Below are 13,601 nucleotides of genomic sequence, written 5' to 3' on the forward strand. Positions count from 1 at the left end.
CCGTTCAGGTGGTCGAGCGGTCGGTCGGTGGAACGGCACCAGCCTGGGGCGGGCACCGGGCCGGCGACAAGGACGACACGGTTTCCGCCCGGCACGGAACCGTCCCACCCCCGGTGACGTGGGTGTTCACGGTGGGGTGGAACGCCCCTGGGACGGCCGGGGGAGGTCGAGCGGGTTGTCGGACGGACGGGAAGCGGACGGCGGGCGGGGCATGAGCGGCCGCCGGCGCACGGACGGCGAGCGGGGAATCGGGGAGGAGCCGGGTGCGGGCGGTGATTTTGCTCGGGAGGAGCTGGCGGAGCGGCTGCGGGAGTTACGGGAGAGCTCAGGCCGCACGTACGCGGCCCTGGCCCGCCGCATCGGCGTGAGCGCCTCGACGCTCCACCGCTACTGCACCGGCCGGACGGTCCCGGCGGAGTTCGCCCCGGTGGAGCGCCTGGCCCGGCTGTGCGGCCGCACGGGCGAGGAGCGGCAGGCCCTGCACCGCCTGTGGCTGAGCGCGGACGCGGAACGGGTGGAGCGGCAGGAGGCGGGGGCGGTTCAGCCGGGTGAGGTCCAGGAGCCGGCGGTGGCCCGGCCGGGCGGGGACACGCCGCGTACGGAGGAGCCCGGCAGGCCCGTTCCGGCCGCCGCCACCCCCGTACACCCCGACGAGAAACAGCCCCTGCCCGCAGCCCCCACCCCGGTACTCCCCGACGAGAGGCGGCCCCTGCCCGCAGCCCGGGCTTCCGGCACCTCCTCCGTACGCCGGTGGGTGCCCGCTCTCGTCGTCTGCGTCGCCGTGGTCGCCCTGGCCCTCGCCCTGAGCACGGCCTTCAGCGACCCCTCGCGACCGGAGCGGCCCCGGCAGCAGCCGTCCGTCGCGCCGCCCGTGGCTCCCCCGTTCACCTGGACGACCGACGATCACGTCTGGAAGTACGGCTGCGGGCACGCCTACCTCGTCGGCGGTTCCGCCGCCGGGATCCCGGCCCCGCCCGCCGAGGCCGACGCGGAGGCCTGGGCGCGGGCGCTCGGCGCGGTGCACGCGGGCGAGACCGGCGTACGAATCACCCTCCAGGGCGCGGACGAGCGGGCGGTCGTGCTGGAGGCCCTACGGGTCCGGGTCGTCGAGCGGCGAGAGCCTGCGCACGGGCGGGTCCTCCGGATGAGCTCCGGGTGCGGCGGAGCGCTCACACCGCGGATGTTCGACGTCGACCTCGACGTGAGGCGACCCGTGGCCCGGTCCGTACCGGGGAACGACACGGGTGAGCCGATCCCGGCGGTCTCCTTCCCGTACCGCGTCTCGGCCTCGGACCCGGAGGTCCTCCTCGTCACCGCGCGTGCGGCCCGCTGCGACTGCGACTGGGTCGCGGAGCTGCGGTGGAGCGGCGGGGGCCGGAGCGGGACGGTACGGATCGACGACGGCGGGCGGCCGTTCCGTACGAGTGGGGCGCCCGGGCGGCCCGTCCACGACTACGACTTCTCCACCCGGCGCTGGGTGGCGGAGCCGGGACGGACCGACTCCGGCTGACGGGTCGCCCGGTGGGCGTCCGGGGCCCGCAGCGGCCATCCTGGGACAGGCGGCCCGGACGGCGTGATCCGCGGGGCGGCCGACGTTCCCTGTGGAGGTGCCGATGGATCCCGTCACCGCTCTGCGGCGTATCGCGTTCCTGCTGGAGCGCTCGCAGGCCGCCACCTACCGGGTGAAGGCCTTCCGGACGGCCGCCGGGGTGGTGGACGCGATGGAGTCCGGGGAGGCGGCCGAACGGGTGGCCGCCGGGACCCTGGAGCGGCTCAGCGGGATCGGTCCGCGTACCGCGCAGGTGATCCGGGAGGCCCAGGCGGGCGAGGTCCCCGGCTATCTGGAGAGGCTGGAGGAGCAGGCGGCCGCCGAACCGGCCCCCGAGAAGGGCCGGAAGCTGCTGTCCCGGCTGCGCGGCGACTGCCACCTCCACTCCGACTGGTCCGACGGCGGCAGCCCGATCGTGGAAATGGGCCTCACGGCGGCGGAGCTGGGGCACGAGTGGGCGGTGCTCACCGACCATTCGCCGCGGCTGACGGTGGCAAACGGCCTGTCGCCCGAGCGGCTGCGGGAGCAGCTGGCGGTGGTGGCACGGCTCAACGAGGAGTGGGCGCCGTTCCGGCTGCTGACCGGGATCGAGTGCGACATCCTGCCCGACGGTTCGCTGGACCAGGAACCGGAGCTGCTGGAGCGGCTGGACGTGGTGGTGGTCTCCGTCCACTCCAAGCTGCGGATGGAGGCGGCGCCGATGACCCGGCGTCTGGAGGCGGCCGTACGCCATCCGCAGGCGAACGTTCTCGGCCACTGCACGGGCCGGCTGCTGTCGGGGCGCGGCCGGCCGCAGTCGCGGTTCGACGCGGACCGGGTCTTCGCGGCCTGTGCCGAGGCGGGCACGGCGGTCGAGATCAACTGCCGGCCGGAGCGGCTGGACCCGCCGCGCCACCTGCTGCGCAAGGCGGTGGCTGCGGGCGCTCTCGTCGCGATCGACACCGACGCCCACGCGCCCGGCCAGTTGGACTGGCAGATCCACGGCTGCGCGCGGGCCGAGGAGTGCGGCGTACCGGCGGACCGGGTGGTGACCAGCTGGCCGGTGGAGCGGCTGCTGAAGTGGGCGGGGTGAGCGCCTCCGTACGCCGGGGAGAGCACGGACACGAGACGCCCGCCCCGGAAGAGTTCCGGGGCGGGCGCCCTGCCGCGTACCGTGCGTCTACTTCTGCGGGTAGATGTCTCCCGCGGCCATCCCGCTCTGCTGCTCGCTCCGGTCCCGGATCGTCCGGGACTTCTTCTCCAGCCGCTCGCGCTCCTGCGGGTCTGTCGCGCGTTCCGCGGCCTCGGCGAGCTGCTGGGCCTTCTCACGCATCTGCCGCGCCAGGTCGGCGGGCTCGTCCGAACCGCTCATCACCACTCCTCGGGCCAGGGGAACCACTGCCTCCAGCGAACCAGTGACCGGAGGCTTCCGCATCCCGCGCACCCCACCAGGAGGGTTTCACGTGGCGGTCCGGCTCAGCCGCCGCACCACGGTGCGGAGCCGCGGGTGGCGTTCATGGGCCTCGGCCGAGCGCCGGTCCAGCTCCTCGCCCAGCCGCTTGGTCCGCTCGTCGATGTCGAGTTCGGCGAGCACCCGGTCGATCTCGGCGAGCAGGGCCCCGTGCAGCTGCCACTCGCGCGGATGCTCCTGGACGTCCTCCAGCAGCAGGTCGGCCACCCGGTCGCGGGTGGCGCGGCTGCGGGCGAGCGCCTCGGCGAGCCGGTCCTCGGCCGCCTCGCCGTCGGCGGCGAGCGGTGTGGTGACGAGGACGGCGAAGCTCTCGATGGCGTCGGCGAGCTGGCCGAAGAGCTCCTGGAGGAGGCCCGCCACATCGGCCGGGAACAGCGTCTCCTCCGTGCGGGCCTTCGCCAGGTCGGTGAGGGTGCGGGACAGGACCCGCAGCACGACCGCGCAGATCTCCAGGGTGTCGAGTCCGGTGCGCAGGACGACCCGGTAGAGCAGCCCTTGTCTCACCCTGGGGTTGAGGGTGAGACTTTCCTCCGCCTGGCGGAGCGAGGCGTCGACCTCGACGATGTCGTGGTCGAGCTTGCGGGCCTCGTGGAGCCGGGCCGCCGCCCGGGAGACGGGGTTGTTGCCCACCACCTCCTCGCCCATGCTGCGGAGCATCGTGCTCATCCGGCCGGCCAGCGAGCCGATGGAGGTGCCCGCCGAGGCGACCCAGACCGGCGGCGCGAAGACCAGGTTGAACAGCAGCCCGACCACCGCCCCGATGAGCGTCTCCCAGACCCGGTCCCAGGCGGTGTCGGCGACCTGGGAGACGCCGAGGACGAGCATCGCGCTGATCGCCACCTCGGGGACGAACTCGTTGACCCGCACCAGCCGCCCGATCAGCAGCGAGGTGAAGATGGTCAGCCCGAGGCTCCACCAGCTCAGCCCCACCAGGGAGCTGAAGGCGATGGCGATGAGCACGCCGACGATGACCGAGTTCACGCGGCGGATGCCGGTGGTGAGGGTCGCGTAGAGGGTCACCTGGACGACCAGGAGCGCGGTGAGGGGTGCGGTCAGCGGAGCCGGTTCGGGCAGCGCCCAGACGGCCACGGAGTAGGCGATGACGGCGGCCGCGGTCGAGCGGAGCGTCTGGACCCCCGCGGGTTCGGTGGTGCGCTGCACGAGCTTGATGACGGGCGCGGAAACGGCGGGCATCCTCTGACCGTGCCCCGTTTCCCCCGCGCACAGCGCTCCGCGCCCCGGGGTGCCTCCGTACGGCCCTGTCCTGGTGGCGGGAGAAGGCCCGGCGTGCGCCGGAGCGAGGAGAGGGGGACCCTGGAGGCATGGCTGTTCTCGTGAATCCCCCCACAGAGACGCCCCCCGCCGAGGGCTCCATCGGCGAAGCCCACGAGGAGCGCCCGGACGGAGGTGTCTGGGAGCACCCGGCCGTCTGGATCGGCCTGATCGTGCTCGGGGCGCTGCTGGTCGCCGGGTTCTTCGTCGCGCGGGTCTTCGGTCTGGCGTGAGCGGTACGCAACCGCCTCCGGCGCGCCGGGTCGTGGACGCGCTGGTGGAGGAGTGCGGCCGGACGTACGCCGAGGAGGCGGACCTCCGGCTGAGGACATCGTGGACGCGGTCACGGCGGCGGCACGGGCGCGCTGGAGAAGCACACCAGGGACGCCGCTCACACGAAGAAGCGTCCGTACCGCACGTGACGGTACGGACGCTCCGCCGGCTCAGCCGCCGGAGGCCTCCGGCAGGGCGCGGGCCCGCTCTTCCTCCCGACGGGCCGCCTCCTGCTCCTGGCGTCCCTCGGCCTTCATCCGCTCGTCGCCGAGCGCGATGCCGTCCGACTCCTTCTTCATGCCTTTCAGCCGGTGCGCCTTGGCGCGGACCAGGTCGGTGCTCTTGCCCACAGCTGCCTCCGTACCGCGAGGAGATTCACCCTTCTCCCTCTCCGTCATGCCCTCGCACACTGCGCAACGCAGGAGGCCTTCGACGGCGGCTCAGATCACCGGACCGTCGTCCTCGTCCTCGGGCCCGCCGGCCTCCACGCGCAGCGCCAGGTCCTGGAGGACGTCGGCCGACGAGACGTCCGTCTGCCCGGAGTCGTGCACCTGCGCCAGCATCGTGAAGGCGAGGGTGAAGGCGCTCACCAGCTGCTCGACCGCGCCGCCCACCTCACGCCCTACCACGGTCACCACCTCCTCGACGGAGAAATCGTCGGGGATGGCGATGTGGGGCATCGTCTCGTTGAGCAGGGCCGTGACGGCACCCGCTCCCGCGTCCAGGTCTTCCCGTTCGAGGTCCGCCTCCAGCAGGCGCTGCATTTCGCGCGCCTCTGTGAGGATGCCGATCACGCGCTTCACGACTTCCCGTTGCTCCATGGCCGCGAGCATAGGCCGTACGCACCGGTCGCCACGTGCGCCGGTGTGCACTTCTGGGGGAGATCAGCCCACCGCCCCGGTGCCTCGGCCGGAGTCGCGGACCGCGACGATGCCGTTGAAGACCCCCGCGTAGGCCGTCCCGTCGGGACCGATGGTGATGGAGTTCTGGATCTCCTCACCGGCCGGCCGGACAGACCGGATGACGGAGGTCTCCGGGCCGACCTTGCCGACCCGGCCGAGTCGGGTGGGTTTCGCGGGCCTGACACACCGCCGCAACACCACGTGACACGCGGCAACGCCCGCGCCACACCGTGCCGCGTCCCGCCCGGCTATCCGCGCGGCGGGGGCCTCTTGTGCGAGCGGTTCTCCCGCATCGCCCGCCGGATCCGGGCCGCCGCCGCGTGGGCGTGCTCCGGGGTCGCGGTGTGGTCGGCGACCGAGGTGACGAACCGGTGCAGCGGCTGCCGGCAGCGGGTGCACGGGGCGTCGGTGGTGGCGAGGTAGCCGTCCTCGCACTCCGGGTCGGAGCAGGAACCGGGCATCAGCAGCTGTTCGGCGATGTCCTGGGCGCTCCACCGGCGGCGGCCGTCCTCGTCCTTCTCGTTGAGGGCATGGGCCCAGCGCAGGTTCCAGCGGCGTTCGATGCGCTCGCGCAGGAGACCGGCGGTGCGATTGCGGGCCAGCTCGTCGTGGATCATGTCGTGGACGGTGCTCGGCACCCGGCCGCCGAGCGCCTGGAGGAGCTGCTGCGGCAGTGCCTGGAGGACGTACCCGCGCGGGTTGCTCTTGGCGTTCTCCCGCCAGCGGTCGCAGGCACAGCTTCCGTCGGGCCGTTTCTGGGCGTGGCAGCGGCCGCAGAGGCCGCGGCACTCGGCGCACAGCCCGCCGTCGAGCCCGTCCAGGTGCGGCGCAGGCGCCCGGCCGCACGCCTGGCAGCAGGCCGCGCACGGCCCGCAGAGCCGTTCGTTGCCCGCCTTGGTGGTCCAGGTACGCATCTGGCACCGGCAGCACAGGCCGGTGTTGCAGTACTCGTGGTGGGCGGCGCCTGAATGCCGTCCGGGGGGCGGAAAGGACATCTGACCATTGTGCGGGATCGCCGGGCGCGGCGTGGACGGTCCAGAACAGGTCAGGGACGCAGGTCCCGGACAAAAGCAGGTCAGGGATGCAGGCCGCTGACCAGGTTGGCGGTGGCGCCGATCCCGTCGTGGATGGTCGGCGCCATGCTCGTACTGGCCAGCAGGAAGCCCAGCAGGGCGCAGACGATCGCGTGCGAGAGCTTCAGCCCGCCGTTGCGCAGGAAGATCACCGCCAGGACCGTCAGCAGCAGCACCAATGAGATCGAAATGACCATGGCCAACCTCCTCCGCCGCGCCGGATTTGCGGCTTTCGGCCGCCAGTGTGGCGCAGCGGGGCGGCCGTTCGGCGCACTGGCGTGTCCGCCGAACGGGTACTCCCGCGCTGTAGGGGGTTACGGAGTCGGGGCGGCGCCGGCACGGGTGCGGAGGAAGCGTTCGAGCCCGGCCAGGTCGTCGGTGTTGAGGTGGTCGGCCCCGGCGGCCAGGAGCTCGCTCCAGACGGCCTCGCGCTCGGGCCCCGGCAGGTCGGGGGTGGCCCAGAAGCGGATGCGGCGGCCCTCGCGGTGGGCGGTGGCGACGAGGGTGCGGAGCCGGTCGCGCTCGGCGCGGGGGAAGGGCCCGGCACCGAGCCAGCTGAAGGTCTGGGTCCAGTTCGCGCTGATCAGCGGCGTGAACGAGGCGGGCGACGCGGTTCCGAGGTCGTCGAGGCGGCCGTCGTAGAAGGCGAGACGGGTGCGCTGGGCCTCCATCGGCACGCGGGCGGCGCGGTCACCGGAGATGACGGCGGTGACGGCTCCGGGCCGGACGCGGCCGTGGTGGTAGCGGGTGAACAGGGAGCCGTAGCGGTTCAGCTGCCGGTCGAGCTCGCGGTAGGCGGCGACGCCGTCGGCCTTGATGTCGATGAGGAGTTGCAGGGGCCGGCGGTGGTGCGGGTGCACGCTGCCGTGTCCGGCCCCGGCCAGAGCGCGCAACGGTTCGAGGTACAGGCCGGCGAGCGTCCGTCGCGGGTCGAGCCCGGCCGGGTCGTGGGCGACGAGCAGCTCCCCGCCGACCAGGAAGATGTCCGCCTCGACGCTGGTGAAGCCGTGCGCGAGGGCGTCGTGGAGGGGGCGCGGGTGCAGGTAGTCGTTGTGCGCGTGGGCGTGGCGGAGGGGCCGGGTGCGTGGGCGGGGCGGGGACGGGCGGCCGGCGACGACCGGGGACGCGGCGGCCACTCCGGCAGGAGCGGCGACCACGGCGGCGGCGGTGGCGAGCGTGACGGTGAGGGCGCGGCGGCGGGTCGGGGCGGGCGGTACAGCCATGGAGGCTCCCTGAAGCGTCGGCGGGGCCCGGGACGGGCCGGACGCGACGAGTATGGGGCCGACCGGCGACAGATCGTCAGGTACCTGCCAAGAGTTGGCCCGATCGTCGCTCTGCGGTCAGCGCTTGATAAGCTGTCATCGACTCCTCAAGCCTTCCCGGCACGGAACCACATCCGCCGGGGAGGCTTTTTTCATGCCTCAGCACACACGCGTACGCGTACGCCTCGCCACAGCCGACGACCGTCCCCTCATGGACCACCTCTGGCTGATGTTCCGCCACGACATGTCCGAGTTCAGCTCTCTCACGCCCGGCCCGGACGGGACGTTCCGCACCGACCGCCTGGAAGCGGCCTTCACCGACGCCGACCGGGTCCCCTATCTGCTGACGGCCGACGAGCGTCCGGCCGGCCTCGCCTTCGTGCGGGGTCTGGCCGGGCCGGTCCGGATCCTGAACAGCTTCTTCGTCGTACGGGGAGCACGCGGCGCGGGCGTCGGACTGCGGGCCGTCCGGGACGTCCTCGCCCGGCACCCCGGCCCGTGGGAGATCGCCTTCCAGGACGCCAACGCCCCGGCCGTACGCTTCTGGCGCCGCGTGGCCCGCGAGGTGGCCGGTGACGCCTGGACCGAGGAGCACCGGCCGGTGCCGGGCCGGCCGGAGCTGCCGCCGGACGCGTGGATCGCGTTCCACGTGCCCGCCGCGCGGCCGCGCTGACCGCTCCCGTCATCCCACCGGTACGCGCTCCACGCTCCGCTCGCCCCACCGGACCGTCCGGTCGCACCAGCGCTCCAGCAGGATCCGGTCGTGGCCGACGGCCAGCAGGGCGGCTCCGGACTCCGCGCGGTAGGCCTCCACCACGGCGACCAGCGCGGCGGTCGTCGAGGCGTCCAGCATCGCGGTCATCTCGTCGCAGATCAGCAGTCCCGGCCGCAGCACCAGCGCCCGCGCCAGGCAGGCGCGCTGCAGCTGGCCGTCGCTCACCGCGTGCGGGCGGCGCTCCAGCAGTTCGGCGAAGAGGCCGACCAGCGGGGCCAGCTCCGCCACCCGCTCCGGGACTTCCCGGCGGCGGCCGGTGGAGCGCAGCGGCTGGGCGATGAGTTCGCGGAGGCTGAGGCGGGGGTCGGCGGAGAGGCGGGGCTGCTGGAAGACGACGCCCACGGTCGTGCGCTGCTCCTGCGGGGCGCGGTGGCGCCAGCCGCGTACGACCGTGCCGTCCAGGGTCATGGTTCCGGCGTCCGGGCGGTGCAGGAGGGCCGCGACCTTGGCCAGCGTGGACTTGCCGCAGCCGCTGGGGCCGAGGAGTCCGACCGCCTCGCCGTGCCCGACGCTCAGGGAGACATCGCGGACTACGGGGTCGCGGCGGTCGTACCCGGCGGTGATACGGGTCAGCTCAAGCATCGGCGGCCTCCTTCACGAGGGAGTGGGCGCGGCCGGTCAGCCCGTGGTGGCAGGCGAGCCGGTCGTCGAAGGCCGGGCGTTCGGCGGTGCAGCGGGCGTCCGCGCGGGCGCACCGGGCGGCGAAGGCGCAGCCGTCCGGGAGCGCGCCGAGTTCGGGCGGCAGGCCGGGGATCGGGGCGAAGTCGCGTTCGGGCAGGGCGTCGAGCAGGCCCTTGGCGTACGGGTGGCGGGGCCCCGGTGCGCCGAAGAACGGTCCGGCGTCGGAGATCTCGACGATCCGGCCCGCGTACATCACCGCGACCCGGTCCGCGATCCGCTCGGCGGCCGCGAGGTCATGGGTGATGATCAGCAGCGCCCGGCCTTCGTCGGTGTGGCGGCGCAGTTCGTCCACGGTCCGCTCGACCAGGTCCCGGTCCAGTCCGGTGGTCGGCTCGTCCGCCAGCAGCAGCGGCGCGTCGCCGATCAGGGCGAGCGCGGTGGCGGCGCGCTGGGCGAGGCCGCCGGAGAGTTCGTGCGGGTAGCGGTCGAGATGGTCGGCCGGGAACGAGGCGCGGGCGGCCGCCTTACCCGCCGCCTCCCGGACAGCCGCCGCCCCGCGCAGCCCGGTCAGCTCCCGCAGGGTCTCCTCCAGCTGGGCCCGGACGGTGCGCACGGGTGTGAGGTGGGCGGCGGGGCTCTGCGGTACGAGGCCGATGCGCCGGCCCCGTACCGTACGGGCCAGCGTCCGCTCCCCCGCCGTCAGCAGGTCGACGTCCCCGCCGAGCACCGCGCTCCCCGTGGTCTGCGCGTTGGCCGGGAGGAGGCCGAGCAGGGCGGAGGCGAGGACGGACTTGCCGCAGCCGCTCTCCCCGACCAGCGCCAGGCACTCGCCCGGCGCGACGGAGAACCGGGCGCCGGTGACGGCCGCGATGTCCCGGCCGCCGCGCATCCGGAAGCGTACGGAGAGGTCTCGGACATCGAGGACGGCGGCCGGGTTCGCGGCGTGGTCGGCGGTCACAGCATCAGCTCCGATTTCCGGCGCGGGTTGATCCGGTCCCGCCAGGCTCCGGCGATCCCCGCCAGGGCGAGGGTCGGGATGATCAGGAAGAGGCCGGGGAAGAGCGTCGGCCACCAGTCGCCCGCGAGCAGCGAACCGCGCGCGGACTGGACGAGGTTGCCGAGGCTGGCCTGGTGGGCCGGGAGGCCGAGCCCGAGGAAGGAGAGCGCGGACTCGTGCCACATGGCGTGCGGCACCATGAGGACCGCCGCGAGCCCGGCCTGCGGGAGCACCCCGGGCAGCAGGTGCCGCACGATGACCCGGCCCCGGGACGCGCCGCCGGAGACGGCCGCGTCGATGAAGGGGCGCGAGCGCAGCGAGAGCACCTCGGAGCGGACGATCCGGGCGGTGGAGATCCAGTGGGTGAGGGCCACCGAGACGATCACCGGCCAGACGCCGGGCCGGAACATCGCGACGATGAAGATGCCGAGCAGCAGATGCGGGATGGAGGACAGGGTGTCGACGACCCGCATCACGATCCGGTCCGGCCAGCCGCCGAACGCTCCGGCCAGCGCGCCGATCGCCGTGCCGATCACGGTCGCGGTGAGGGCCGCGACCAGACCGACGAGCAGCGAGACGCGGAGCCCGTAGACACAGCGCAGCAGCAGGTCGCGGCCGACGTCGTCGGTACCGAAGGGGTGGGCCCAGGACGGCGGGTGGAGCTTGTTGGACAGGTCGACGGCCTGCTGGTCGAGCTGGGCCAGCGGCGGCACGATCAGCACGGCGAGCGCGACGGCGACGACGATCGTCACGGAGGTGGCGACCCGGATGCGGCGTGTGGTGCGGCCCGGCAGCGGGGCGAGTGCGGTCTCAGCCATCGAAGGCCACCCGGGGGTCGGCGAGTCCGTAGAGCAGGTCGGAGAGGAGGTTGCCGAGCAGGACGGCGGCGGTGGCGAGCACCGTGAGCGCGGCGAGCAGCGAGAAGTCCACCGAGGTGGCGGCCTCCACGGTGGCGGCGGCGATGCCGGGCCAGCTGAAGACGGTCTCGATGAGGAGCGCGCCGGTGATGAGTTCGGGGACGCGGGAGCCGATCAGGGTGAGCATCGGGAGCATCCCGGAGCGCAGGCCGTGGCCGAGGAGCACCGTACGCTCACTCAGTCCGCGGGCGCGCGCGCCGCGCACGGGGTCTTCCGCGAGTGCGTCCATGACCCCTTGGCGTACATAGAGGAAGAACCACGGCAGCTGGGAGATCCCTAGCACGGCCGCCGGCAGGACGAGGTGCGAGGCGACCTGGCCGAAGGTGACCACATCGCTGCCCGCGTCGGTGAGGCCGCCCGCCGGAAGGAGGTCCAGCTTCAGCGCGAAGAGCCAGATCGCGAGGAGGCCGAGCCAGAAGGCGGGTGCGGCTTCCAGGGTGTACGCGGCGGAGCTGACGGCCCGGTCGAGCCAGCCGCCGGGCCTGCGCGCGGCGAGAACGCCGAGTGCGGTGCCGAGCAGGATGGCGATGACGAAGGCGGAGGTGGCGAGCAGAGCCGACCAGCCCATGCGTTCGACGATCACGTCGGTGACCGGCTGGCGCATCACGCTGGAGACGCCGAGGTCTCCTTGTAGCGCGGAGGTCAGCCACTCCCACCAGCGGCTGACGAGCGGCTGGTCGGCGCCGAGGTTGGCCCGGAGCTGGTCCAGGTTCTCCTGCGAGGCGGTGAGGCCCGCGGTGCCCGCGTACGCCTTGACGGGGTCGAAGGGGGACGCGGCGGCCACGGCGAAGACGCCGAAGGTGACGGTGAGGAGGACCGGGACGGCGAACAGGGCCCGCCGTCCCGTCATCCGCGCCATCGGCCCCCAGGGGAGGCGGGGCTTCACTTCTTCGTGTCTCCGGCGCTCTCGGGCTTCCACTTCTCGACGTTCCACCAGGGGCCGGAGGCCAGGCCGTGGTCGTGCGGCTCGACCTGGGTGGTGAGGGGGCCGAAGCGGTCGTCGACGACGTAGAGGTGGTCGATGTGGGTCAGGAAGGTGTAGCCCGGGTTCTTCACCAGCTCGCGCTGGACGGTGTCGTACGCCTTCTTCCGCTCGGCCTTGTCCCCGCTCCTGCGGCCGGCCTCGATCGCCGCGTCGACGGCCTTGTTGTCGTACCAGGCCATGTTGTTGAAGCCGTCGCCCGCGAGGGAGGACTTCAGCAGGGTGTACTGGTCGAAGTCGGGGTCGGCCGGCGAGCCGCCGCCGGCGAGCACGGCGTCGTGCTTCATCCGGGGCTCGATGACCTCCCAGGTCCCGGCCTCGGTACGGATGTCGATGCCGGCCTTCTTGGCGTCGGAGGCGTAGGCGAGGGCGTGCTCCTGGCGGAGCTTGTCGCCGCTGAGGTACCAGAGCGGGAAGGTGGCGCGCACGCCGTCCTTGACCCGGACGCCGTCCTTGCCCGGCTTCCAGCCCGCCTCGTCCAGGATCTTCTTCGCGGCGGCGACGTCGTGGGTGCGCTCGGTGCCCTTGGTGAACCACTCGCTGTCGGTGGGGACGGGCCCGTAGGCGGGCTTGCCGCTGCCGTTCAGGATGGCGTCGACCATGGTCTGCCGGTCGACCGCCACGTCCAGGGCGCGGCGGACGGCGGTGTCACCGGCGACCTTGTTGTTGGTGGGCAGCGTCACCGTGCGGTAGTCGTAGCTGTTCGCGGCGTACGTCTTCTTGCCCTTGTCGCCGGCGAAGCCCTTGGCGAGGTTGGGCGGCAGGATCGCGCCGTCCAGGTCGCCGGAGCGCAGCCGGGTGGCGCGCACGTCGTCGTCCTTGATGATCGCCATGGTGAACTTCTTCACCTCGGGTTCGCCGCCCCAGTAGTGGGGGTTGGCGGTGAAGCTGAGCTTCTCGCCCTTGGACCAGTTGGTGAGGACGTACGGTCCGGTGCCGACGGGCCGGGTGGTGAAGGCGCCGGTGTTGACGTCCTGCTTGCCCGCGATGTGCTCGGGGGCGATGGGCAGGACGGTCCGCTGGGCGAACGGGGCGTAGGGGTACTTCAGCGTGAAGACGACGGTGTCCTCGCCCTGGGCCGTGACGTCCTTGACGGCGTCCAGCTCGGTGCGGGAGGGGTTGTTGGTCTTCGCGTCCAGGATGGTCCGGTAGGTGAAGACCACGTCCTTGGCGCCGAACGGCTTGCCGTCGCTGAACTTCACGCCCTGGCGCAGCTTGTACGTGTACGTCAGCCCGTCGTCGCTGATCTCGGGGAGCGCGGTGGCGAGGGCCGGGTGGAGCTTCAGCTCCTCGTCCAGGGTGAGCAGCCCGTCGAAGATCTTGGAGTTGCCGTCCTTGCCGTAGCCGAGCAGCGGGCTCAGGCTGTCGGGCTCGTAGGCGATGCCGACGACGGCCGAGGTGGTCCCGGATCCGGAGCCGCTCTTGGGGCTGTCCGGGTTGGAGCAGGCTGCCGCGGTCAGGGACAGTGCGGTCACCAGCGTGGCGGCGACCGCCCCCCTTATCGATCGGGCCGTCATACTCTGCACAT

Annotated in this window: 17 protein-coding genes; 4 read left to right on the forward strand and 13 right to left on the reverse strand. The window is 73.2% G+C overall.

What is annotated here, in order from left to right:
- The first annotated feature begins 211 nt into the window (after positions 1-211).
- Together ACIRR8_RS13230 and ACIRR8_RS13235 are read left to right on the forward strand one after the other, a co-directional pair.
- Entirely contained in the window at positions 212-1,510 is a 1,299-nt protein-coding gene (locus tag ACIRR8_RS13230) for a helix-turn-helix domain-containing protein (RefSeq protein ID WP_404063021.1), read from the forward strand.
- 103 nt (positions 1,511-1,613) lie between these two features.
- The gene (locus tag ACIRR8_RS13235; protein ID WP_404063024.1) at positions 1,614-2,621 is read left to right on the forward strand and encodes a PHP domain-containing protein; all 1,008 of its coding nucleotides are present in this window, start codon (positions 1,614-1,616) and stop codon (positions 2,619-2,621) included.
- 87 nt (positions 2,622-2,708) lie between these two features.
- Here ACIRR8_RS13235 and ACIRR8_RS13240 read toward each other — a convergent pair whose 3' ends face one another.
- Together ACIRR8_RS13240 and ACIRR8_RS13245 are read right to left on the reverse strand one after the other, a co-directional pair.
- Entirely contained in the window at positions 2,709-2,900 is a 192-nt protein-coding gene (locus ACIRR8_RS13240) for a DUF6381 family protein (protein WP_356753327.1), read from the reverse strand.
- An 87-nt stretch (positions 2,901-2,987) separates the two neighbouring features.
- The gene (locus tag ACIRR8_RS13245) at positions 2,988-4,193 is read right to left on the reverse strand and encodes an aromatic acid exporter family protein (protein ID WP_404063027.1); all 1,206 of its coding nucleotides are present in this window, start codon (positions 4,191-4,193) and stop codon (positions 2,988-2,990) included.
- A gap of 128 nt (positions 4,194-4,321) precedes the next feature.
- Here ACIRR8_RS13245 and ACIRR8_RS13250 point away from each other — a divergent pair, with 128 nt between their 5' ends.
- On the forward strand, positions 4,322-4,504 hold the full coding sequence (locus ACIRR8_RS13250) for a DUF6480 family protein (RefSeq protein ID WP_018512919.1): 183 nt from the start codon (positions 4,322-4,324) through the stop codon (positions 4,502-4,504).
- Positions 4,505-4,714: 210 nt separating this feature from the next.
- Here the strand turns inward: ACIRR8_RS13250 and ACIRR8_RS13255 are convergent, their stop codons facing one another.
- From ACIRR8_RS13255 to ACIRR8_RS13280, 6 genes are all read right to left on the reverse strand, one after another.
- On the reverse strand, positions 4,715-4,894 hold the full coding sequence (locus ACIRR8_RS13255; RefSeq protein ID WP_404063030.1) for a hypothetical protein: 180 nt from the start codon (positions 4,892-4,894) through the stop codon (positions 4,715-4,717).
- A 90-nt stretch (positions 4,895-4,984) separates the two neighbouring features.
- Entirely contained in the window at positions 4,985-5,377 is a 393-nt protein-coding gene (locus ACIRR8_RS13260) for a hypothetical protein (protein ID WP_093687870.1), read from the reverse strand.
- Positions 5,378-5,428: 51 nt separating this feature from the next.
- Positions 5,429-5,647 (reverse strand): hypothetical protein, encoded by a 219-nt coding sequence (locus ACIRR8_RS13265; RefSeq protein WP_404064360.1) that lies wholly within the window; start codon positions 5,645-5,647, stop codon positions 5,429-5,431.
- A gap of 47 nt (positions 5,648-5,694) precedes the next feature.
- Positions 5,695-6,441, reverse strand: a complete 747-nt coding sequence (locus ACIRR8_RS13270) for a hypothetical protein (protein WP_404063034.1) — start codon at positions 6,439-6,441, stop codon at positions 5,695-5,697.
- A gap of 80 nt (positions 6,442-6,521) precedes the next feature.
- Positions 6,522-6,716 carry a hypothetical protein gene (locus tag ACIRR8_RS13275; protein ID WP_015613051.1) on the reverse strand — a complete coding sequence of 65 codons (195 nt, stop codon included), beginning with the start codon at positions 6,714-6,716 and terminating at the stop codon, positions 6,522-6,524.
- Positions 6,717-6,833: 117 nt separating this feature from the next.
- A complete protein-coding gene (locus ACIRR8_RS13280) occupies positions 6,834-7,742 on the reverse strand; it encodes a phosphatidylinositol-specific phospholipase C/glycerophosphodiester phosphodiesterase family protein (protein ID WP_404063037.1) in 909 nt (302 codons plus the stop codon).
- 193 nt (positions 7,743-7,935) lie between these two features.
- Between ACIRR8_RS13280 and ACIRR8_RS13285 the strand changes: the two genes are divergently transcribed.
- Positions 7,936-8,454, forward strand: coding sequence for a GNAT family N-acetyltransferase (locus ACIRR8_RS13285; RefSeq protein WP_404063039.1), 519 nt, complete (start codon positions 7,936-7,938; stop codon positions 8,452-8,454).
- Between the two features lie 9 nt (positions 8,455-8,463).
- Here ACIRR8_RS13285 and ACIRR8_RS13290 read toward each other — a convergent pair whose 3' ends face one another.
- From ACIRR8_RS13290 to ACIRR8_RS13310, 5 genes are all read right to left on the reverse strand, one after another.
- Positions 8,464-9,138 (reverse strand): ABC transporter ATP-binding protein, encoded by a 675-nt coding sequence (locus ACIRR8_RS13290; RefSeq protein WP_404063042.1) that lies wholly within the window; start codon positions 9,136-9,138, stop codon positions 8,464-8,466.
- Positions 9,131-10,066, reverse strand: coding sequence for an ABC transporter ATP-binding protein (locus ACIRR8_RS13295; RefSeq protein WP_404064290.1), 936 nt, complete (start codon positions 10,064-10,066; stop codon positions 9,131-9,133). Before ACIRR8_RS13295 ends, ACIRR8_RS13290 begins: the two co-directional genes overlap by 8 nt.
- Positions 10,067-10,131: 65 nt before the next feature.
- On the reverse strand, positions 10,132-10,992 hold the full coding sequence (locus ACIRR8_RS13300; protein ID WP_404063045.1) for an ABC transporter permease: 861 nt from the start codon (positions 10,990-10,992) through the stop codon (positions 10,132-10,134).
- Positions 10,985-11,950: an ABC transporter permease gene (locus ACIRR8_RS13305; protein ID WP_404064292.1), complete on the reverse strand. Its 966-nt coding sequence runs from the start codon at positions 11,948-11,950 to the stop codon at positions 10,985-10,987. Before ACIRR8_RS13305 ends, ACIRR8_RS13300 begins: the two co-directional genes overlap by 8 nt.
- A 23-nt stretch (positions 11,951-11,973) precedes the next feature.
- Positions 11,974-13,590 (reverse strand): ABC transporter substrate-binding protein, encoded by a 1,617-nt coding sequence (locus ACIRR8_RS13310; RefSeq protein WP_404063048.1) that lies wholly within the window; start codon positions 13,588-13,590, stop codon positions 11,974-11,976.
- Between the last annotated feature and the right edge of the window lie 11 nt (positions 13,591-13,601).

The sequence above is a fragment of the Streptomyces sp. NPDC101178 genome (assembly GCF_044767965.1).
GTDB lineage: Bacteria > Actinomycetota > Actinomycetes > Streptomycetales > Streptomycetaceae > Streptomyces.